This is a genomic window from Aureimonas ureilytica, from assembly GCF_001475935.1.
In the GTDB taxonomy this organism is placed as follows: Bacteria; Pseudomonadota; Alphaproteobacteria; order Rhizobiales; family Rhizobiaceae; genus Aureimonas; species Aureimonas ureilytica_A.
The window spans coordinates 284,931-305,596 of the sequence record NZ_LDQA01000028.1 but is presented as its reverse complement, the minus strand read 5'-3'; the positions used below and the strand labels follow the sequence as shown (position 1 = coordinate 305,596).

Below are 20,666 nucleotides of genomic sequence, written 5' to 3'. Positions count from 1 at the left end.
ATGTCGTGCTGCAAGCCTGCAACAGGCTGCCCGCTCCCGCTCGGCCGGGCCGTTCCCATTGACCCCCATGGGAGCCCATGATATCCCAAATCTCATCCTGAAGGCCCGGTTTTGGGTCGAATTCGAACATTGGCGAGCATCCGTTTCAGCGTGTTTTGGCTGGGGCGACGTCGGCTGTTGTGCTGCCGGCGGGTGAGTTTGTGTGCTGAAATTCGGCGTTGAGCGTGGGCGAGGGTGTCGTGGCAAAGCGAGGGATCAGAGGGGCGGTCGGCGGCGACGATGGACCGGTTTCTCTCCAACTCGGTCAACAATATCGACGCCAAAGGCCGGGTGTCGGTGCCGGCCCTGTTTCGTCAGGTCTTGGCGGCGCGCGGGTTTCGCGAGCTTTACGCCCTTCAGGCGATCGGGCAGCCGGCCATCGATGTCGGCGGCATGGATCTTCTGGAGCGCTACGAGGCCCGCATGGCGGATGCGGACCCTTTCAGCGAGGACTATTCGGACATGTCGCTCTTTGCCTATGGCGATGGCGCCTTTCTGAAATTCGATGCCGAGGGGCGCATCATGGTGTCGGACTTCATTCGCTCTCACACGGGCATCACCGATCGCGTGACCTTCGTGGGGCGCAATCATTTCTTCCAACTCTGGGAGCCATCCCGGTTCGAGGCCTATCGAGCGGAGGCGCGCGCGCGTTTGACGGCGCGTCGATCCAGCCGAGGCATGTCCGAGGGTGCGCCGGAATGATGACGGATCACGGCATGGTTGAGGAACCTGCCGATGGCGGACCGGTTCGTCACATTCCGGTGCTCCTCCGGCCTGTGCTGGAGGCGCTCGACCCTGGCTCCGGCGATATGATCGTCGATGGGACCTTCGGGGCGGGCGGCTATTCGGCCGCCCTTCTCATGTCGGGCGCCAGTGTTCTGGGCATCGACCGCGACCCAACCGCCATCGCCGCCGCCGCGCCCATGCTGGCGGCGCAGCCGAATCTGCGTCTCGTCCACGGTCGCTTCGGCGACCTGGAGGAGATCGTCGCGCGTGAGGCGGGGGGCTCGGTCGATGGCGTCGTGCTCGATATCGGCGTCTCCTCCATGCAGATCGACGAGGCGGAGAGGGGCTTCTCCTTCCAGAAGGACGGCCCGCTCGACATGCGCATGAGCCGCTCGGGGCCGAGCGCGGCCGATGTGGTCAACCGACTGAAGGTCGGCGATCTCGCGCGCGTCCTGAATTTCCTGGGCGAGGAGCGACAGGCCGGGCGCATCGCGCGCGCCATCGAGGCGCGCCGGGCCGAGCGTCCGTTCGAGCGCACGCTGGATCTGGCGCAGGTCGTCGGCCGCGTCGTCGGCCGCGCGCCCAAGGATCGCATCGATCCGGCCACGCGCACCTTCCAGGCGCTGCGCATCTATGTGAACGACGAGTTGGGCGAACTGGCGCGCGCGCTGGTCGCGGCCGAGCGCGTCCTGAAGCCCGGCGGCCGGCTGGCGATCGTTACCTTCCATTCGCTGGAGGATCGGATCGTCAAGCGCTTCCTGCGCGATCGATCGGAAGCGGCTTCGACCTCGCGCCATTTACCAGATGTTCAGCATAAGGACCGCACATTCGAATCTCGTAACCGGCCGGTGACGGGTGACGAGGACGAAATCTCGTCCAACCCTCGCGCTCGTTCCGCCAAGTTGCGTTCCGCCGTCCGCACCGACGCGCCCCCGCGCCCGGAAAGCGAGGCGACGGATTTCATCGATCTGCCGTCGCTGGCAGACCTGCCGTCCGGAGCTTGAACCGTCCCATGTCGAAGACGCTCGACGTTCTCCTCGTCATCCTCATGCTTGGCGCCGCCGCCTGGACCTTCGGACAGAAGTATCAGGCCGAATCGGTGGAGCATCAGATCGCGCTTCTCGACCGCAAGATCGCCTTGGAAAAGGAGACGATCCAGCTGCTCGACGCGGACTGGAGTCTTCTCAACCAGCCCAATCGTCTGGAGCAGCTCGCCAAATCCTTCCAAGACACGCTGAAGCTCAACCCGACCGCTCCCGAGCAGATCGTGGAGCCGAACCAGCTTCCTTCGCCTCCGCTGCCCGTCGTGCCTGAGACCGACCAGAAGAACCGCGAACGGTTCGCCGCCGTGGACGGGAGCAAGTCGCGATGATCGATTTTCGCCGTAACCTGAACTTTCTGCGGCGTCGCGGTGCATCCGAGACGTCGGCCGTTGGATCTCTGCGCCCGCGCCGCAGCGAAGCGCCGCGCAACAAGGCGCGCTTCATCATCGCCACGGGCCTCTTCTGCTCGATCTATGGCGTCATCGGCGCGCGGCTCCTCATGTGGGGCGCGATGGCGGACCCCAACGACGCCTATCGCGCGATGGCCAATGCCGGCCCCGTGACGCGGCCCGATATCGTGGATCGCAACGGCGAAGTGCTGGCGACCGACATCAAGACCGCCTCGCTCTTTGCCGAGCCGCGCCGCATTCTCGACGCCGACGAGGCGACCGAGGCGCTGCTGACCGTCCTGCCGGATCTCAACCCGAAGGTCCTGCACGATCGCCTGTCGTCCAAGGCGGGCTTTGCCTGGCTCAAGCGCGAGCTGACGCCGCGCCAGCAGCAGGAAATCCTGGCGCTCGGCATTCCCGGTATCGGCTTCCGCACCGAGAAGCGTCGTTTCTACCCCGGCGGCCCGACGGCGGCTCACATTGTCGGCTTCACCAATGTCGACAATCAGGGCATTGCCGGCATGGAGAAATATGTCGACGACAGCGGCTTCCGGGCGCTGCAGTCGAGCGGCTTCGCCTCGAACGACAGCCTGGAACCGGTGAAGCTTTCGATCGACCTGCGCGTCCAGCACATCGTGCGCGACGAGCTGGTGCTCGCCATGCAGAAGTACCGCGCCGTCGCGATCGGCGCGCTGGTGCTCGATGTGAACACGGGCGAAGTCATCGCCATGGCCTCCATGCCCGACTTCGACCCCAACAGCCCGGGCGACGCGCTGAAGAAGGAAAATCTCAACCGCTTCTCGGCCGGCACGTTCGAGATGGGATCGACCTTCAAGATCTTCACCACCGCAATGGCGCTCGACTTCGGCAAGGTGAACATCAATTCGATGGTCGACACCCGGCCGTTCTTCGTGGCCGGCCATACGATCAAGGAATTCCACAACAAGGGCGCTTCGCTCTCGGTGCCCGACATCTTCAAATATTCGTCCAACGTCGGCTCGGCCCGCGAGGCGGATATGGTGGGTCTCGAAAACCACCAGGAATTCCTGACGCGGCTGGGTGTTCTCAGCCGCCTCAAGACCGAGCTGCCGGAAGTCGCGATGCCGACGCAGCCGAGGACCTGGAAGAAGATCAATTCCATGACCATCGCCTTCGGCCATGGCGTCTCCACGACGCCGCTGAACACGGCGGTCGCGGCGGCGGCCGTGATCAATGGCGGCTTCCTCATTCCGCCGACCTTCCTGCCGCGCACCCAGGCGCAGGCTGACGAGGTCAAGCATCGCGTCCTGCAGGAAAAGACCTCGCTCGACATGCGCACGATCTTCCGCATCAACGGCGAGGAAGGCTCGGGCCGCGCGGCCAACGTTCCCGGCTATCATGTGGGCGGCAAGACGGGCACGGCCGAAAAGGTCATCAACGGCCATTACGCCAAGGACCGCCGCTTCAACGCCTATGTCGGCGCCTTCCCGATCGAGAAGCCGCGCTACATCGTCATGTCGATCGTGGACGATCCGCAGATCGAGCCGGGCAAGCCCAACGCGCAGGCCGGCTGGAACGCCGCGCCGCTGGTGGGCAACATCATTCGCCGAGCCGCGACTTTTCTCAATGTGAAGCCCGATTTCGGCGACGCGGGCAAGCAGCTCCTCGTATCGTACTGACGCCAAAAGGCTTCAATCGTCGGGCAGGGTGCTCTAAGAAGCCCGCCCAGACGATCCAATTCGAAAGCCGGCGGCGCGCCGCCGGCTTTTTTCTGCGACGTGGAAGATGGTGAATGAAGCTTTGCGACCTCGCCGGTGAGTTCGAAACCGGACCAGACGGAGCCCATATCGACATCACGGGCCTGACCTCGGATTCCCGGCGCGTGGAGCCCGGCTTCCTGTTTGCCGCCCTCGCCGGCACCAAGGCCAATGGCGAAAGCTTCCTCGCGGACGCCGAGCGGCGGGGCGCCGCCGCGCTTCTCGTCTCGAAAGAGGCCACCATCGATAGTCGCCTGCCTCTGGTGCGGGTGGACGATCCGCGCCGCGCCCTCTCCCTGATGGCGACGCGCTTTTATGGCCGGCAGCCGGGCTGCGTGGTGGCCGTCACGGGAACCAGCGGCAAGACCTCGATCGCCGCCTTCACACGCCAGATCTGGGCCGCCGCCGGCCTCGCCGCCGCTTCGATCGGCACGACCGGCGTCGTCTCGCCCGGTCGAAACGATTACGGCACGCTGACGACGCCCGAGCCCGTGGCGCTTGCCAAGCTCATGGCGGAACTGGCCGACGAGGGCGTCACGCACGCTTCCATGGAGGCGTCCAGCCATGGGCTGGACCAGCGCCGGCTGGACGGCATTAGGCTTTCGGCGGCCGGCTTCATCAATCTCGGCCGCGACCACATGGATTATCATCCCACGGTCGAGGATTATTTCCGCGCCAAGATGCGCCTGTTCGACACGCTGCTGCCCAAGGGCGCGCCGGCCGTGATCTTCGCGGACGACGAATGGTCGGCGCGCGCCGCCGATGCGGCGCGGCAGGCCGGCGCCGACGTTCGCCTCGTCGGGCGGGCAGGGGACTTTCTGGTTCTCAAGCGCCTGGAGCACGAGCGCCATCGTCAGATCGCCGAGATCGAGGCGGCCGGGCAGATCCATCGCATCGTCCTGCCGCTGGCGGGCGAGTTCCAGATGGCGAACGCGCTGGTCGCCGCTGGTCTCGCGATCTCGACGGGCGTCGAGCCCGCTATCGCCCTGCGCGCGCTGGAGGGACTTCGCGGCGCGCCGGGCCGGCTGGAACTCGCGGGCACCACGCGCGAGGGCGTGCCGGTCTTCGTGGATTACGCGCACAAGCCCGAGGCGCTGGAAAACGTGCTTCAGTCCGTGCGCCCCTTCACCACGGGCCGGGTCATCGCCGTGTTCGGCTGCGGCGGCGACCGGGATACGGGCAAACGCCCGATCATGGGCGAAATCGCGTCGCGTCTTTCCGATGTCGTGATCGTCACGGACGACAATCCGCGCTCCGAGGTTCCGGCGACAATCCGCGCCGCCATCCTGGCCGCGGCACCCGGCGCACGCGAGATCGCCGACCGGCGCGAAGCTATTGCGACGGCCATCGCCATGGCCGAGGCGGGCGATACGGTGATCGTGGCCGGCAAGGGGCACGAGAACGGCCAGACGATCGCTGGCGAGACCTTCCCCTTCAGCGACCATGAGGAAGTTCGGCGCGCCATCGCCGACAAGGAGAGCGCATGACCACCGTGCTCTGGACCCCGCAGGAGATCGTCCAGGCGACGGGCGGGCGGCCGATCGGCACCATGCCCACTGGCATTTCCGGTCTTTCGATCGATACGCGCACGCTCCAGCCGGGCGACGCCTTCTTCGCCATCAAGGGCGAGAGCTTCGACGGCCACGCCTTTCTGCGCCAAGCCATCGCGGCCGGCGCGGCGCTGCTGGTCGTCGCCGAAAAGAAACTGCCGGCGCTCGGCAGCGTCACGGTTCCGCTGCTCGTGGTGGATGACGTGTTGAAGGCGCTGGAGCGCTTGGCGCTTGCGGCGCGCGCCCGGTCGAAGGCGCGCATCGTCGCGGTGACGGGCAGCGTCGGCAAGACCACCACCAAGGACGCGCTGCGCCATATCCTGGAACGCCAGGGCGAGGTGCACGCTTCGATCGCCTCCTTCAACAATCACTGGGGCGTACCGCTGACGCTGGCGCGCCTGCCGGCCGACGCGCGTTTCGCCGTGTTCGAGATCGGGATGAATCACCCGAACGAGATCCGGCCGCTGGTCAAGATGGTGCAGCCGCATGTGGCTGTGATCACGCTGATCGCCCCGGCGCATCTCGGTTTCTTCCGCGACATCGACGAGATCGCCGATGCCAAGGCCGAGATTTTCGAAGGGCTGGTGCCCGGCGGCACGGCGGTTCTAAACGCCGACGATCCGCAACTGCCTCGCCTGACGGCGCGCGCCCGCGCCGTCGGCGTCACGCGCATCACCACCTTCGGCGAAGCGCCTGATGCCGATTATCGCCTGACGGCCCTGCGCTCCACCGGAGCCGGACAGCGCCTGGCCGCGCGCATCGACGGCACGGACGTGATGACGGAGATCGGGGCGGGCGGGCGCCATATCGCGCAGAACGCGCTGGCCGTTCTCGGCGCGGCCGACCTGATGGGCGCCGATGTCGAAGCCGCCGCAGCCGCGCTCGCCGACTGGCGCGCCAGCAAGGGGCGCGGGGCGCGCCATGTTCTGCCGCTGCCGGGCGGCGGAACCTGGACGCTGATCGACGAAAGCTACAACGCCAACCCCGCCTCCATGCGCGCCTCGCTCTCGCTTCTGGCGCAATGCGCGCCGGGGCCGGAAGCGCGCCGCATCGCGGTTCTGGGCGACATGCTGGAACTCGGCGCCTTTTCGCGCGCCATGCATGTGGAACTCGCCGCCGCCGTTCTCGACGCCCATCCCGACCTCGTGCTTCTGGCCGGAACCGAGATGACCGCGCTCGACGCGGCGCTGGAGCGCTTGGTGCGCCACGAGTGGCATTCTTCGACCGGCGAGCTTCGCGCAAGCTTGGTGCGTCACCTTCGGCCGGGTGACGTCGTGATGATCAAAGCGTCCAAGAGCATCGGCTTCTCGAAAATGGTGGACGATCTCGTCGCCGAGTTTGCGCCGCCCGCCCCATCCACGGGCGAACCTGCCCCATCCCAGTCCTGGCAGGGAGCCTGACGCACCATGTTCACCTATCTGGCCGCGCTGACCGAAGACGCGCAGGTCTTCAACGTCTTCCGCTACATCACCTTCCGCACCGGCGGCGCGATGATCACCTCGTTCATCGTGGTGTTTCTGTTCGGCCCCGCCATCATCGCCAATCTGCGCATCCGGCAGGGGCGGGGGCAGCCGATCCGCGCCGACGGGCCGCAGACCCATTTCAAGAAGGCCGGCACGCCTACCATGGGCGGGCTGATGATCCTGGCGGGCTTTCTGGCCGCGACGCTGCTCTGGGCCGATCTCAGCAATCTCTATGTCTGGACGGTGCTGCTCGTCACCATGGGCTTCGGCGCCATCGGCTTCTATGACGATTATCTGAAGGTTACCAAGCAGAGCCACAAAGGCTTCTCGGGCAAGGCGCGCCTCGCCATCGAGTTCGCGATCGCCTTGGTGGCGGGCGTCCTCATCATCATGGCGCAGTCCGGCAGCTTCGCGACCTCGCTGTCGGTGCCCTTCATCAAGTCGCTGCTGATCGATCTCGGCTGGTTCTACGCGGCCTTCGCGGCGGTGGTCGTGGTCGGCGCGGCCAATGCCGTGAACCTGACGGACGGTCTCGACGGGCTCGCCATCATGCCCATCATGATCGCCTCGGCGGCCTTCGCGCTGATCGCCTATCTCGCGGGCAATACGAATTTCGCCAACTATCTCCAGATCCACTATGTCGTCGGCACGGGCGAACTGGCCGTGGTCTGCGGCGCGGTGATCGGGGCGGGGCTGGGCTTCCTCTGGTTCAACGCGCCGCCCGCCGCCATCTTCATGGGCGACACCGGCTCGCTGGCGCTGGGTGGCCTCGTCGGCACCGTCGCCGTCGCCACCAAGCACGAGTTGGTTCTGGTCGTGATCGGCGGCCTCTTCGTCATGGAGGCTCTGTCGGTCATTATCCAGGTCGCGTCCTTCAAGCTCACCGGCAAGCGCGTCTTCCTCATGGCGCCGATCCACCACCATTTCGAGAAGCTCGGCTGGACCGAGAGTCAGGTCGTCGTCCGCTTCTGGATCATCGCCCTGATGCTGGCTTTCGTCGGCCTCTCGACGCTCAAGCTGCGCTGAGGAGAGAGCCATGATCCCGGCGACGAGTTTTGCGGGCCAGCGGGTCGCGCTGTTCGGTCTCGGCGGCTCGGGCCTTGCCACAGCGCACGCGCTCCAAGCGGGCGGGGCCGAGCTGACGGCCTTCGACGACAACCCGAAGAGCGTGGAACTCGCCGCCTCGCAAGGCTTGCCGACCGGCGATCTGCATGGGCTCGACTGGTCCGGGCTGGACGCGCTCGTGCTCTCGCCCGGCGTGCCGCTGACCCATCCCAAACCCCATTGGGCGGCGGAACTGGCGCGCGAGGCGGGCGTGCCCATCATCGGCGACATCGAAATCTTCGTGCGCGAGCGCGCCGCGCTGTGCCCGCGCGCGCCCTTCGTCGCCATCACCGGCACCAACGGCAAGTCCACCACCACGGCGCTGATCGCCCATTGTCTGCGCCATGCCGGGCGCGACACGCAGCTCGGCGGCAATATCGGCGTCGCCGTTCTGACGCTGGAGCCGCCCGCGCCCGAGCGGCATTATGTCGTGGAATGCTCCTCCTACCAGATCGATCTGGCGCCCTCGCTGGCCCCCACTGTCGGCATCCTTCTGAACCTGACGCCCGATCATCTCGACCGGCACGGGACGATGGAGAACTATGCCGCGATCAAGGCCCGCCTTCTGAAAGACGCCGGGACGGCCGTGATCGGCGTCGATGACGATTACGGTGTCGGCATCGCCGACTGGCACGAAAGCGAAGGCAATGTCGTGGTGCGCATCTCCAAGGAGAAGGCGCTGGACGACGGGATCGTGTATCGTGATGGCACGCTGCTTTCGATGCGGGACGGGCGCATTGAAGCCGAGTTTCCGCTGGCCGGCATCGGTTCGCTGCGTGGCCGGCACAATGGGCAGAACGCCGCCGCCGCCGTCGCCGCGCTGACGGCGCTGGGTCTGCGCGCGGCAGAAATCCAGGCCGGTCTCGAAAGTTTCCCCGGCCTCGTGCATCGCATGGAGCAGGTCGGGCGCGCCGGCCCGGTTCTCTTCGTCAACGATTCCAAGGCCACCAATGCCGACGCCGCAGCCCCCGCACTGGCGAGCTTCGAGCGCATTCACTGGATCGCGGGCGGCTTGCCCAAGGAGGGTGGGATCGCCTCGCTGGAATCGCTGTTCCCCCGCGTCGCCAAGGCCTATCTGATCGGCGAGGCCGCGCCGGCTTTTGCCGCGACTCTTGGTGAACGAATTCCTTACGAAATATCAGGTACACTGGACGTCGCGGTCGAGAATGCGGCGCGCGACGCCGCCCGCTCGGGGGCCGAGGAGGTCGTTCTCCTGTCGCCCGCCTGTGCGAGCTTCGACCAGTTTCGCAATTTCGAGGTCCGGGGCGACAGCTTCCGCCAGCTGGTGGAAGCGCTGCCCGGAATCGACGTCTTCCGCAAGGGATAGAGCATGGTCAGTCGCGCTCAGAAGGGCCTCATCACCGACTGGTGGCGGTCGATCGACCGCTGGTTCCTTGCCGCCTTCCTGATCCTGATGATCGGCGGCATGGTCCTGTCCTTCGCCGCCAGCCCACCCGTGGCCGAGCGCATCGGGCTGGAGCCCTTCCACTTCGTCAAGCGCCACGCCCTGTTCCTGTTTCCGAGCATTGCGGTGATGCTCGCGACCTCGCTGCTCAGCCCGCGCGGCATCCGCCGCATGTCGGTGGTCATGCTTTGCGGCGCGCTCGGGCTCATGCTGCTCGCGCTGTTCTTCGGAACCGAGGTGAAGGGCGCGCGGCGCTGGGTCGATATCGGCCCGCTCAGCATTCAGCCCTCGGAGTTCATGAAGCCGGCCTTCGTGGTCGTCTGCGCATGGCTCTTCGCCGAGCATTCGCGCCGCAAGGATATCCCGGGCAATCTCTTCTCGATCCTGATCCTGATGGTGGTCTGCGCGCTCTTGGTCGCGCAGCCCGATCTCGGCCAGACCATTCTGTCCAGCTCCGTCTGGGGCGCGCTGTTCTTCATGGCGGGCCTGCCCTGGATCTGGATCGTCATGCTGGGCAGCATCGCGGTTCTCGGCTTCTGCTCGGCCTATTTCGTCTTCCCGCACGTCGCCTCGCGTATCGACCGCTTCATGACGGGCGAGGGCGACACGTTCCAGGTGGACACGGCGCGCGAGGCGATCATGCGCGGCGGCTGGCTCGGCCAGGGGCCGGGCGAGGGGACGGTCAAGCGCATCCTGCCCGATAGCCACACCGACTTCGCCTATTCGGTGATCGCGGAAGAGTTCGGCATCATCTCCTGCATGGCGCTGACCTCGATCTTCGCGTTCATCGTGATCCGGGGCCTTTCGGTCGGCTTCCGCCAGCGCGACACGTTCAACCGCTTGGCGATCTCCGGCTTGGTCATGCTGTTCGGCCTCCAGTCGATCATCAACATGGCGGTGAATCTCCATCTCATGCCCGCCAAGGGCATGACGCTGCCCTTCATCTCCTATGGCGGCTCGTCCATGATGGCCGTCGCCATCACGGCCGGCTTCGTTCTGGCACTGACACGCAAGCGCGCCGAGAACGTCTCGCAGACCGACCGTCTGGTGGACCGTACCCTGTTCTTCCAGAACGCCGTGAGCGCGCGGTGACAGGCATGGCAGGACCGATCCTTCTGTGCGCCGGTGGCACGGGCGGCCATCTCTTCCCGGCCGAGGCGCTGGCGCACGAACTTCGCGCGCGGGGCTTCGCCGTGCATCTGGCGACCGACGAGCGCGCCGGGCGCTATGCCGGCAGCTTCCCGGCGGATGCGACGCATGTGATCCCGTCGGCCACCTTCGGCTCGAAGAACCCGATTGCTGTCCTGCGCTCCGGGCTGAAACTCCTCAACGGCTACCGGCAGGCGCTGCGCCTGATGCGCGAGATCAAGCCCGCCGCCGTGATCGGCTTTGGCGGCTATCCGACCGTGCCGCCCATGCTGGCGGCCGTGAAGGCGGGCTGCCCGACGCTGATCCACGAGCAGAACGCCGTGATGGGCCGCGCCAACCGCTTTCTGGCGGGCCGCGTGAAGGCCATCGCCGCCGGCATTCCGCAAAGCCATGCCGACCCCGCCATCGCGTCGAAGATCACGGTGACCGGCAATCCGGTGCGCCCGGCCGTGCTCAAGGCGGCCGAGCAGCCTTATGTGGCGAGCCGTGGCGCGGAGCCCTTCAACCTCGTGGTCTTCGGCGGGAGCCAAGGCGCGCAGTTCTTCTCCAAGGCCGTTCCCGCTGCGATCGAGCTTTTGCCCGCACCGCTTCAGGCCCGGCTGCGTGTGACGCAGCAGGCGCGCCGCGAGGACGAGGCGGAGGTGCGCGCCTTCTATCAGCGCATGAGCATTCCCGCCGATGTCTCGCCCTTCTTCGGCGACATGGCGGATCGGATCGGGCGCGCGCATCTCGTGGTCAGCCGCTCGGGCGCGTCCACCGTTTCGGAAATCTGCGTGATCGGTCGGCCGTCCGTTCTCGTGCCGTATCCTTACGCCCTCGACCACGATCAGGCGGCCAACGCGGCGCGGCTGACCGAAGGCGGCGGCGCGGTTCTGGCCCAGCAATCCGAGCTTTCGCCCGAGCGTCTCGCCCAGCATATCCGCGACGTGGCCGAAGACCCGGCGTCGGCCGAAGCCATGGCCACCGTCGCGCGCTCGGTCGGCATTCCCGATGCCGCCGCGCAACTCGCCGATCTCCTCGCGCGCCTCACCGGCGCGGCCTCCACACGATGACAACCAACGACAAGAAGGAGCGTCTCATGAAGATGCCGCCCAATATCGGCCCTGTGCATTTCATCGGGATCGGGGGCATCGGCATGAGCGGCATCGCCGAGGTGCTCGTCAATCTCGGCTATACCGTGCAAGGATCGGACGCGGCCGAGAACGCCAATGTCCAGCGCCTGCGCGAAAAGGGCGTCACCGTCCATATCGGACACGCCGCCGAGAATCTGGGTCTGGCCGAAGTGGTGGTCGTCTCGACCGCCATCAAGCGCACCAATCCAGAGCTCTCGGCCGCCCGCGCCCGGCTTCTGCCGATCGTGCGCCGCGCCGAGATGCTGGCCGAGCTGATGCGCTTCCGCCAGGCCATCGCCATCGGCGGCACGCATGGCAAGACGACCACCACCTCCATGGTCGCGACCTTGCTCGATGCCGGCGGCATGGACCCGACCGTGGTCAATGGCGGCATTATCAACGCCTATGGCACCAATGCCCGCATGGGCGCGGGCGACTGGATGGTGGTGGAAGCCGACGAATCCGACGGCACCTTCCTGAAGCTGCCGGCCGATGTCGCGGTCGTCACCAATATCGACCCCGAGCATCTCGACCATTACGGCACATTCGATAAGGTGCGCGCGGCCTTCCGCGCCTTTGTCGAGAACGTGCCCTTCTATGGCTTCGCCGTCATGTGCCTCGACCATCCCGAGGTGCAGACGCTGGTGGCCGAGATCGAGGACCGGCGCATCATCACCTATGGCGAGAACCTCCAGGCCGACGTGCGCTTCCAGAACCTGCGCATGGAAGGCGCGCGCTCGACCTTCGACGTGACGATCCGCGACCGCGTGACCGGCCGGGTCGAGGAGCTTCCCGACCTCGTTCTGCCCATGCCGGGCCGGCACAATGTCTCGAACGCGACGGCGGCCGTGGCCGTCGCCCATCGCATCGGGCTTTCGGCGGAGGCGATTCGCAAGGGGCTCGGGGCCTTCGGCGGCGTGAAGCGGCGCTTCACGCATACCGGTCAGAGCCACGGCATCGACGTCTACGATGATTACGGCCATCACCCGGTCGAAATCCGCGCCGTGCTCTCGGCCGCGCGTTCGGCGGCCTCGGGCCGGGTCATCGCCGTCGTCCAGCCGCATCGCTATTCCCGCCTCCAGAGCCTGTTCGCCGATTTCGCGGCCTGCTTCAACGACGCCGACACGGTGATCCTCGCGCCGGTCTATGCGGCGGGCGAGGAGCCGATCGAGTTCGTCAATTCCGAGATGCTGGCCGAGCGCCTGCGCCTCGGCGGCCATCGCGACGCGCAGCTGATCGACGGGCCGCAGGATCTGGCCCCGCTCGTCCATCGCATCGCGCAGCCGGGCGATATGGTCGTGTGCTTGGGCGCCGGCTCCATCACGCAATGGGCCTATGCGCTGCCCAAGGAGCTGGATGCGCTGGGCGCGCGGGCGTGAGCGAACTGGGCTCCCATCTGGCCGATCCGGCTCTTGGCCTGCGCGGCAAGCTGACGGAGCGGGCGGACCTCTCGAAGATCACCTGGTTCCGCACCGGCGGCCCGGCCGATCTCGTCTACCAGCCGGCGGACGAGGCCGATCTGGAGGCCTTCCTGAAGGCACTCCCGGCCGAGGTTCCGCTGACCGTGGTCGGCATCGGTTCCAACCTTCTGATCCGCGACGGGGGCGTCCCTGGTGTGACGCTGCGCCTGCCGGCCAAAGGGTTCGGCGAGGTGGACGCGACGGGCAAGGGGCGCATTCGGGCAGGTGCGGCGGCGAGCGACAAGCGCCTGGCAGCTGTCGCACTGGAGGTGGGGCTGGGCGGCTTTCACTTCTTTCATGGCATTCCCGGCTCGGTCGGCGGGGCGATCCGCATGAACGGTGGGGCCAACGGCGTCGAGACGGCCGAGCGGCTGGTGGAGGCCGTGGCCTATGACCGCGCGGGCGACCGGCACCTCCTGTCTCGCGCCGACATGGGCTACAGCTACCGCCATGCGGACGCGCCGGAAGACCTGATCTTCGTCTCCGCCCTCTTCGAAGGACCGGCGGCCGAGCGCGAGGCGATCCGCGCGGCGATGGACGAAGTGCAGCATCACCGCGAAACGGTGCAGCCGGTGCGCGAGAAGACGGGCGGCTCCACCTTCAAGAACCCGCCCGGCACCTCCGCCTGGAAGGAGATCGACCGCGCGGGCTGTCGGGGGCTTCGCATCGGCGGGGCCGAAATGTCGGCGCTGCATTGCAATTTCATGATCAATGCCGGCGAGGCGAGCGGGCACGATCTGGAGCTTCTAGGCGAGACCGTGCGCCGACGCGTCTTCGAGACATCCGGCATTCTTCTGGAATGGGAGATCAAGCGCCTCGGCCGCTTCGAGCCGGGGCGGGAGGTCGAGCCGTTCCGACCTTCTTAAGATAGCTGATACCCAAGGGCGCCCTCTCGGCGCCCTTTTTTCATGGTCGCGTGGGCGAGGGCCATGAGAATCCATCGCGCGGAAGCCACAGCGCGCAAAGGTTAATGCCCGGTTCGGAAACGCCCTTACGATTTTCTTTCAACGCGGCGATTCGATTAACCAACGCTTAACCAAACCGGCCGCAAGAATGGTCCCTGAAATTCGGTTGATGGGATCGTGGGTCTATGACCTTGCATGTGGCGGTGCTGTTGGGTGGCTTCTCGTCGGAACGGCCCGTAAGCCTGAACTCCGGCGCGGCCTGCGCCGAGACGCTGGAGGCCGAGGGCTTCCGCGTCAGCCGCGTCGATGTCGGCCGGGATGTGGCGCAGGTTCTCTCCGAGCTTCGCCCGGATGTCGCGTTCAACGCGCTGCACGGCCCGTTCGGCGAGGACGGCGCCATTCAGGGCGTGCTCGAATTCCTGGAAATTCCCTACACCCATTCGGGCGTCCTAGCCTCGGCCCTCGCCATGAACAAGGTGAAGGCCAAGGCCATCGCGCGCGCAGCCGGCGTGCCGGTTCTGGAAACGCTGGTGGTGGAGCGTCGGCGCGCGGCAGAGGCTCATGTCATCGCGCCGCCCTATGTCGTAAAGCCGATCGCGGAAGGCTCGTCCTTCGGCGTCCTGATCGTGCGCGAGGATCAGCCCCATCCCCCGCAGCAGCTCCATGGCGCGGACTGGAGCTTCGGCGAAGAGGTCATGATCGAGCGCTTCGTGCATGGGCGCGAGTTGACCTGCGCCGTCATGGGCGACGTGGCGCTGCCGGTCTGCGAGATCACCACCGAAGGCCACGCCTTCTACGATTACGATTCCAAATATCTGCCGGGTGGCTCGCAGCACATCATCCCGGCCAACCTGCCTCCGCAGGTGACGAAGCGCGTGCAGGAAGCGGCTCTCGCCGCGCACCGCGCGCTCGGCTGCCGGGGCGTGACGCGCTCGGACTTCCGCTATGACGACCGCTTCGGCGAGGGCGGCGAGCTGATCTGGCTGGAGATCAACACCCAGCCCGGCATGACGGCCACCTCGCTCGTGCCCGATATCGCGCGCGCGGCCGGCCATTCCTTCGGCGAGCTGTTGAGCTGGATGGTGAGGGACGCCTCATGCAAGCGCTGAACCACCGTCTTTCGCTGACCGATTTCGAGCGGATGCATCCGATCGTCCTGCGCGCGCAGCGTCTGGCGCGCAAGCTGATCGTCTGGATCAAGAACCTGCGCGAATTGTCGCTGCCGCGCTTCCGCACGCTCTCGATCGGGCTTCTGGGCTCGACCGCGCTCTACGGCATGGTTCTCGGCGGCCATACGGTGAAGGTGATCGACACGATCTCCGAGCCGCTCGGCCTGTCGATCGATCGGGTGGATGTCGCCGGCTATAGCGAGACCAGCGAGATCGACATTCTCCAGGAGCTTTGGGCGACGGGGGCGACGACGCTCCCCGCGCTCGATGCCGAGGCCGCCCGCAAAGCGATCGAGGCCATGCCTTGGATCGAAAGCGCCAAGATCGAGAAGGAATATCCCAACCACGTGAAGATCACGCTGGTGGAGAAGAAGCCCTTCGCCCTCTGGCAGCGCGACAAGGATCTCTGGATCGTCGATCGCGACGGCAAGGAAATCGTGCCCTACGCCACGACGCGCTTCACCGATCTGCCCTTCGTGGTGGGGCCGGGCGCGGCGCGCGAGGCGACCGACATCCTCGACAAGATGGCGCTGGTTCCCGAACTCGACCAGCGCATCAAGGCCTATGTGCGCGTCGGCGACCGGCGTTGGGATCTGCGCCTCGACAATGGCGTGGTGATCCGCCTGCCCGAACTCGACCCGATCGAGGCGGCGGCGGCCGTGATGCGGCTCGATCGCGACAACGGCCTCCTGTCGCGCGACATCGAGGCGGTCGACATGCGGCTCGAGGATCGCATCGTGATCAAACTGACGCCGGCGGCGCAGGAACGCCGCCTCAAGGCGCTCAAGGAACGGGACAAGATCGTGAAGCAGGCCCGCAAGGAGAAGCCGGTATGACGCTGTTCTCCAAACCCGTGGACCAACTTCCGCGCATGAAGAAGCCCTCGGACCGCCGCCCGCGCACCATTTCGGTGCTCGATATCGGCTCCTCCAAGGTGACCTGCCTCATCGCCAAGCTGAAGCCGCGCCCCGAAAGCGAGGTCCTGCCGGGCCGCACCCATGTGGTAGAGGTCATCGGCATCGGCCACCAGCGCTCGCGCGGCGTGAAGTCGGGCGTGGTGGTGGATCTGGAAGCGGCCGAGAAGTCGATCCGCTACTGCGTGGACGCGGCCGAGCGCATGGCCGGGCTGACGATCGAATCCTTGATCGTCTCGGTCTGTGCCGGGCGCCTCAAGAGCCTTCGCGGCTCGGCGCGCGCACAGGTCGAAGGCACCGAAGTGTCCGAGCTGGACTTGAAGCGCGTCCTCAACCAGGCCGCCCGCACGCCGATGCGCGAAGGGCGCGTCGCGCTGCACCGGGTTCCGTTCGATCTGATGCTGGACAACGAGACCGGCCTCGAAAACCCCGTCGGGATGACCGGCGCGGAGCTGGGTGCGGAGCTGCACATCCTCTCGGCCGAGGAAACGCCGCTGCGCAACCTGGAAGCGGCGATCAATCGCGCGCATCTCGTGGTCGAAGCCTTCGTGGCGACGCCCTATGCCAGCGGCCTGTCGACGCTGGTGGACGACGAGGCCAAGATGGGCTCGGCCTGCATCGACATGGGGGCGGGGTCCACCACGATCTCGATCTTCCAGAACGGCCATTTCGCCTATGCCGACGCCGTGGCGCTCGGCGGCCATCACATCACGATGGATCTGGCGCGCGGCCTGTCGATCCGGCCCGAACAGGCCGAGCGCCTGAAGGTCATGCATGGCAACGCGCTGCCGAGCATGATGGCCGATGGCGACACGGTGTCGGTCGAGCCGCTCGGCGACGAGGGCAACGAAGCGACGATTCAGGTTTCGCGTTCGCTGATCGCGCGCATCATTCGCCCGCGCGTCGAAGAAACGCTGGAGCTGATTCGCGACCGGTTGAACCAGTCCAATCTCGGACATGTGATCGGCAAGCGCGTGGTGCTGACCGGCGGCGCCAGCCAGCTTGCGGGCCTGAACGACGCGGCCCGCCAGATTCTGAACCGCAATGTGCGCCTCGGGCGCCCGGTCGGCGTCGCCGGTCTTGCGGCTGCCAACAAGAGCCCTGCCTTCGCCACGTCCGTGGGGCTCCTGATCTACCCCCAGGTGGCCATGCTCGAACACGTTCCCGAGCATTCCGCCCTCGACTTCGCCTTCGACCGGCGCACGCGGGTCGGGCGCTTCGGCTCCTGGCTTCGGCAGAGCTTCTGACAAGGTTCGTGTGGGACACTGACCAACGACCATTTCGCAACCGGCGCCTTGCGTGCACCGGGCAGGTTTCAAAACTTCAGGCGGGCGCGGCGGCGGCCCAGCCGACCCCGAAAGGAAACGAGATGAGCATCACCTTGCAGAAGCCCGACATCACGGAGCTCAAGCCCCGGATCACCGTGTTCGGTGTCGGCGGCGGCGGCTGCAACGCCGTCAACAACATGATCAACGCCGGTCTCGAAGGCGTCGAGTTCGTGATCGCCAATACGGACGCGCAGGCCCTCCGCTCCTCGCGCGCCGAGCGCGTGATCCAGATGGGCGTCGCCGTCACCGAAGGTCTCGGTGCCGGCTCCCAGCCCGAGGTCGGCCGCGCGGCCGCCGAGGAATCGCTGGATGAAATCTGCGATCACCTCCTGGGCTCGCACATGTGCTTCGTCACCGCCGGCATGGGCGGCGGCACCGGCACGGGCGCGGCCCCCGTCGTCGCCCGCGCGGCGCGCGAAAAGGGCATCCTGACGGTCGGCGTCGTCACCAAGCCCTTCCACTTCGAAGGCCAGCGCCGTCTTCGCATCGCCGAGCAGGGCATCGAAGAGCTGCAGAAGAATGTCGACACGCTGATCGTCATTCCGAACCAGAACCTCTTCCGCATCGCCAACGACAAGACGACCTTCGCCGACGCCTTCGGCATGGCCGATCAGGTTCTCTATTCGGGCGTCGCCTGCATCACCGACCTGATGGTCAAGGAAGGCCTCATCAACCTCGACTTCGCGGACGTTCGCTCCGTGATGCGCGAGATGGGCAAGGCCATGATGGGCACGGGCGAAGCGTCCGGCGAGGGCCGCGCCATGGCCGCCGCCGAGGCCGCGATCGCCAACCCGCTTCTGGACGAAACCTCGATGAAGGGCGCCAAGGGCCTCCTCATCTCCATCACCGGCGGGCGTGACCTCACGCTCTTCGAGGTGGACGAGGCCGCCACCCGCATCCGCGAGGAAGTGGACCAGGACGCCAACATCATTCTCGGCGCGACCTTCGATGAGAGCCTGGAAGGCGTGATCCGCGTGTCGGTGGTCGCCACCGGCATCGACAAGGCCGCCATGGAAGTCTACGGCCGCAACGCCGAGACGCAGCTTGCCAGCGCCCGCGCGCCGGCACCTGTCGCGGCTCAGCCCGCGCCGCAGCCCGCTCCGGTTCCGGTCGCGCCTGTCCTGCAGCCGGCCGCTGCCGCGCCGCAGCAGCCCGCCTACCAGGCGCCGGCCTATGCCGCCGCCCCCGTCGCCGCTTCGGCTTCGCACGACATGGAGGACGACTTCACCGCCGCCCTTCAGGCCGAGATCGCTCAGGTTCAGCCCCGCGCCGCCGCGCCGCGCCAGCAGCCGGTGACCCAGGCCGCCCAGACCCGTATGCCCCGCGTGGAGGACTTCCCGCCCGTGGTGCAGGCCGAGATCGAGCGTCGCAGCGCTGGTGCCGAGACGGCCAGCGAGGATCGCGGTCCGATGGGGCTTTTGCGCCGCCTGACGACCGGCCTGTCGCGCCGCGACGAGGACGAGGCCGTGCTGGGTGATCCCTCGCGCGTTCAGCGCCAGACCACCGAGCGCCGCCCGGCCGAGGCCAGCCCCTATGCGCCGCGCCGTCAGGCCGCCGATTCCGCAGCCCGTCCGCAGACGGCGACGCGCCCGGTCGGCGAGGAAGACCAGCTCGAAATCCCGGCCTTCCTGCGCCGCCAGTCGAACTGATCTTCACAAACCTGTCGCAAAAGTCTTAACGAGCCCGCCCCATGGGGGCGGGCTCTTTCGTTTGTGCACGAGGGATCGGGGCCTAAACCCTTTCATTAACCGGCTTTCCAGTAACATCGGGTAAGAAAGCGTGATTTGGCCACATTCGGTCCCCGACCTAATTTGATCTCAGGTTCGATCGTCCCGCGCGACGTATCGGTCCGCCGGGCTAGAAGGCCGGGTGAACCGCTTGCGAGGGGATGTGTAGCCGAGCCTCGGCATCCTGTCCGTCCGGATGGGCCCCATCCCGAAGCCTCGGCATTGAGTAGGATTTGAGTCACGTGGTCACGAAGCAGCACACGATTGGCGCACGGATCGGGTTCGAGGGCGTGGGGGTTCACACCGGCGCCACGGTCGAATTGTCCCTGCATCCGGCCGAGCCCGATACCGGCATCGTGTTCCATGTCTTCGAACCTTCGGGTCTCATCCACGAGATCCGCGCCGTTTCGGCCAATGTGTCCTCGACGGATCTGTCCACGATCGTGGGCGATCTCAAGGGGCCGCATGTCGCCACGATCGAGCATCTAATGGCCGCGCTCTACGCGATGGAAGTCGACAATGTCGTCGTCCAGATCGAGGGCCGCGAAATCCCGATCATGGATGGCGGCGCCGGCGCTTTCGTGCGCGCCATCGAGGCGGCCGGTCTTGTCGCCCAGCGCGCCTCGCGCCGCTTCATTCGCGTTCTCAAGACCGTGCGGGTCGAGCGCAATGGCGGCTTTGCCGAGTACCGCCCCTACGAGGGCACGCGCTTCGAGGTCGAGATCGAGTTCGCGACCGCTGCCATCGGCCGCCAGGGCTTTGCCGCCGACCTGACGCCGACCCTGTTTCGCGACGAACTCGCCAATGCGCGCACCTTCGGCTTCATGAAGGATGTGGAGCGCCTTTGGGCCTCGGGCCACGCGCTCGGCTCCTCGCTCGAGAACTCCGTCGTGATCGGCGACGACGACAAGGTCATCAATCCGGGCGGCCTGCGCTACACGGACGAGTTCGTGCGCCACAAGACGCTGGACGCGATCGGCGACCAGTCGCTGGTGGGCGCACGGATTCTCGGCTGCTACCGCTCCTTCCGCGGCGGCCATCGCCTGAACGCGATGGCGCTGGAAGCGCTGATGGCAGATCGCTCGGCCTACGAGATCGTCGAGGGCGCGCAGCGCGGCACGCCGCTGCGCCAGCCGCCGCTGGTGGCCGCCGCCGCGCCGGCCTTCGGCCCGCAGGTTCTCTGAACTGCCCATCCGGCATTCCCGATCAGGCGGCAGGGGCGCAGTTGGCGCTCCTGCCGTTTTCGTTTTGAAAGGGGAGACGGCGCTCATGGCGCTGGATGCCACAAAAAAGGCGTGTTAACCCGCCTTGAACCGTTGTATGCGCTGTCGCCCGCGCGTTAGTAGGGGCGGGGGCGGAACGCTGTGTCAGACGCGTTCGAAAGCCAGGGGGACTTGAGTTCGATGGGTATCAAGACGCCGCTGTTCGGCCGTGGTCGCGCGGCCCC

17 protein-coding genes are annotated in these 20,666 nt (G+C 66.8%); all 17 read left to right on the top strand.

The window, feature by feature from the left end; translation table 11 throughout:
* Positions 1 to 279: 279 nt before the first annotated feature.
* The 17 genes from mraZ to lpxC all read left to right on the top strand — a co-directional run bounded on the left by mraZ (position 280) and on the right by lpxC (position 20,403).
* The gene (gene mraZ, locus NS365_RS13925) at positions 280 to 741 is read left to right on the top strand and encodes a division/cell wall cluster transcriptional repressor MraZ (RefSeq protein ID WP_058600870.1); all 462 of its coding nucleotides are present in this window, start codon (positions 280 to 282) and stop codon (positions 739 to 741) included.
* Positions 738 to 1,769, top strand: a complete 1,032-nt coding sequence (gene rsmH / locus NS365_RS13920) for a 16S rRNA (cytosine(1402)-N(4))-methyltransferase RsmH (RefSeq protein WP_058600869.1) — start codon at positions 738 to 740, stop codon at positions 1,767 to 1,769. The genes mraZ and rsmH overlap by 4 nt, the downstream gene beginning before the upstream one ends.
* A gap of 8 nt (positions 1,770 to 1,777) precedes the next feature.
* The gene (ftsL, locus tag NS365_RS13915; RefSeq protein WP_058600868.1) at positions 1,778 to 2,137 is read left to right on the top strand and encodes a cell division protein FtsL; all 360 of its coding nucleotides are present in this window, start codon (positions 1,778 to 1,780) and stop codon (positions 2,135 to 2,137) included.
* On the top strand, positions 2,134 to 3,855 hold the full coding sequence (locus NS365_RS13910; RefSeq protein ID WP_058600867.1) for a peptidoglycan D,D-transpeptidase FtsI family protein: 1,722 nt from the start codon (positions 2,134 to 2,136) through the stop codon (positions 3,853 to 3,855). Before ftsL ends, NS365_RS13910 begins: the two co-directional genes overlap by 4 nt.
* 113 nt (positions 3,856 to 3,968) lie before the next feature.
* Positions 3,969 to 5,420 (top strand): UDP-N-acetylmuramoyl-L-alanyl-D-glutamate--2,6-diaminopimelate ligase, encoded by a 1,452-nt coding sequence (locus NS365_RS13905; protein ID WP_058600866.1) that lies wholly within the window; start codon positions 3,969 to 3,971, stop codon positions 5,418 to 5,420.
* Positions 5,417 to 6,883: a UDP-N-acetylmuramoylalanyl-D-glutamyl-2,6-diaminopimelate--D-alanyl-D-alanine ligase gene (locus NS365_RS13900; RefSeq protein ID WP_058600865.1), complete on the top strand. Its 1,467-nt coding sequence runs from the start codon at positions 5,417 to 5,419 to the stop codon at positions 6,881 to 6,883. The genes NS365_RS13905 and NS365_RS13900 overlap by 4 nt, the downstream gene beginning before the upstream one ends.
* Before the next feature lie 6 nt (positions 6,884 to 6,889).
* Positions 6,890 to 7,972 (top strand): phospho-N-acetylmuramoyl-pentapeptide-transferase, encoded by a 1,083-nt coding sequence (gene mraY, locus NS365_RS13895; protein ID WP_058600864.1) that lies wholly within the window; start codon positions 6,890 to 6,892, stop codon positions 7,970 to 7,972.
* Positions 7,973 to 7,982: 10 nt separating this feature from the next.
* On the top strand, positions 7,983 to 9,377 hold the full coding sequence (gene murD / locus NS365_RS13890; RefSeq protein ID WP_058600863.1) for a UDP-N-acetylmuramoyl-L-alanine--D-glutamate ligase: 1,395 nt from the start codon (positions 7,983 to 7,985) through the stop codon (positions 9,375 to 9,377).
* A 3-nt stretch (positions 9,378 to 9,380) separates the two neighbouring features.
* Positions 9,381 to 10,547 carry a putative lipid II flippase FtsW gene (gene ftsW, locus NS365_RS13885; RefSeq protein ID WP_058600862.1) on the top strand — a complete coding sequence of 389 codons (1,167 nt, stop codon included), beginning with the start codon at positions 9,381 to 9,383 and terminating at the stop codon, positions 10,545 to 10,547.
* 5 nt (positions 10,548 to 10,552) lie between these two features.
* On the top strand, positions 10,553 to 11,656 hold the full coding sequence (murG, locus tag NS365_RS13880; RefSeq protein ID WP_058600861.1) for an undecaprenyldiphospho-muramoylpentapeptide beta-N-acetylglucosaminyltransferase: 1,104 nt from the start codon (positions 10,553 to 10,555) through the stop codon (positions 11,654 to 11,656).
* Positions 11,657 to 11,682: 26 nt separating this feature from the next.
* Positions 11,683 to 13,095, top strand: a complete 1,413-nt coding sequence (murC, locus tag NS365_RS13875) for a UDP-N-acetylmuramate--L-alanine ligase (RefSeq protein ID WP_058600956.1) — start codon at positions 11,683 to 11,685, stop codon at positions 13,093 to 13,095.
* Complete coding sequence (gene murB, locus NS365_RS13870) at positions 13,092 to 14,042, top strand: UDP-N-acetylmuramate dehydrogenase (RefSeq protein WP_244498447.1); 951 nt, start codon at positions 13,092 to 13,094, stop codon at positions 14,040 to 14,042. The genes murC and murB overlap by 4 nt, the downstream gene beginning before the upstream one ends.
* 224 nt (positions 14,043 to 14,266) lie before the next feature.
* Positions 14,267 to 15,190, top strand: coding sequence for a D-alanine--D-alanine ligase (locus NS365_RS13865; protein WP_058600859.1), 924 nt, complete (start codon positions 14,267 to 14,269; stop codon positions 15,188 to 15,190).
* Entirely contained in the window at positions 15,178 to 16,086 is a 909-nt protein-coding gene (locus NS365_RS13860) for a cell division protein FtsQ/DivIB (RefSeq protein WP_058600858.1), read from the top strand. The genes NS365_RS13865 and NS365_RS13860 overlap by 13 nt, the downstream gene beginning before the upstream one ends.
* Positions 16,083 to 17,411, top strand: a complete 1,329-nt coding sequence (gene ftsA, locus NS365_RS13855) for a cell division protein FtsA (protein WP_058600857.1) — start codon at positions 16,083 to 16,085, stop codon at positions 17,409 to 17,411. The genes NS365_RS13860 and ftsA overlap by 4 nt, the downstream gene beginning before the upstream one ends.
* Positions 17,412 to 17,533: 122 nt before the next feature.
* Positions 17,534 to 19,141, top strand: coding sequence for a cell division protein FtsZ (gene ftsZ / locus NS365_RS13850; protein ID WP_058600856.1), 1,608 nt, complete (start codon positions 17,534 to 17,536; stop codon positions 19,139 to 19,141).
* Positions 19,142 to 19,461: 320 nt separating this feature from the next.
* Entirely contained in the window at positions 19,462 to 20,403 is a 942-nt protein-coding gene (gene lpxC / locus NS365_RS13845; protein ID WP_058600855.1) for a UDP-3-O-acyl-N-acetylglucosamine deacetylase, read from the top strand.
* The last annotated feature ends 263 nt before the right edge of the window (positions 20,404 to 20,666 follow it).

What these genes read in the sequence shown, in the direction of transcription:
- NS365_RS13905 (WP_058600866.1), top strand. Translation starts at nt 3,969, where the DNA reads ATGAAGCTTTGCGACCTCGCCGGTGAGTTCGAAACCGGACCAGACGGA.
- mraZ (WP_058600870.1), top strand. Translation starts at nt 280, where the DNA reads ATGGACCGGTTTCTCTCCAACTCGGTCAACAATATCGACGCCAAAGGC.
- NS365_RS13910 (WP_058600867.1), top strand. Translation starts at nt 2,134, where the DNA reads ATGATCGATTTTCGCCGTAACCTGAACTTTCTGCGGCGTCGCGGTGCA.
- rsmH (WP_058600869.1), top strand. Translation starts at nt 738, where the DNA reads ATGATGACGGATCACGGCATGGTTGAGGAACCTGCCGATGGCGGACCG.
- NS365_RS13860 (WP_058600858.1), top strand. Translation starts at nt 15,178, where the DNA reads ATGCAAGCGCTGAACCACCGTCTTTCGCTGACCGATTTCGAGCGGATG.
- murG (WP_058600861.1), top strand. Translation starts at nt 10,553, where the DNA reads ATGGCAGGACCGATCCTTCTGTGCGCCGGTGGCACGGGCGGCCATCTC.
- ftsA (WP_058600857.1), top strand. Translation starts at nt 16,083, where the DNA reads ATGACGCTGTTCTCCAAACCCGTGGACCAACTTCCGCGCATGAAGAAG.
- murC (WP_058600956.1), top strand. Translation starts at nt 11,683, where the DNA reads ATGAAGATGCCGCCCAATATCGGCCCTGTGCATTTCATCGGGATCGGG.
- mraY (WP_058600864.1), top strand. Translation starts at nt 6,890, where the DNA reads ATGTTCACCTATCTGGCCGCGCTGACCGAAGACGCGCAGGTCTTCAAC.
- NS365_RS13865 (WP_058600859.1), top strand. Translation starts at nt 14,267, where the DNA reads ATGACCTTGCATGTGGCGGTGCTGTTGGGTGGCTTCTCGTCGGAACGG.
- ftsZ (WP_058600856.1), top strand. Translation starts at nt 17,534, where the DNA reads ATGAGCATCACCTTGCAGAAGCCCGACATCACGGAGCTCAAGCCCCGG.
- ftsL (WP_058600868.1), top strand. Translation starts at nt 1,778, where the DNA reads ATGTCGAAGACGCTCGACGTTCTCCTCGTCATCCTCATGCTTGGCGCC.
- ftsW (WP_058600862.1), top strand. Translation starts at nt 9,381, where the DNA reads ATGGTCAGTCGCGCTCAGAAGGGCCTCATCACCGACTGGTGGCGGTCG.
- NS365_RS13900 (WP_058600865.1), top strand. Translation starts at nt 5,417, where the DNA reads ATGACCACCGTGCTCTGGACCCCGCAGGAGATCGTCCAGGCGACGGGC.
- murD (WP_058600863.1), top strand. Translation starts at nt 7,983, where the DNA reads ATGATCCCGGCGACGAGTTTTGCGGGCCAGCGGGTCGCGCTGTTCGGT.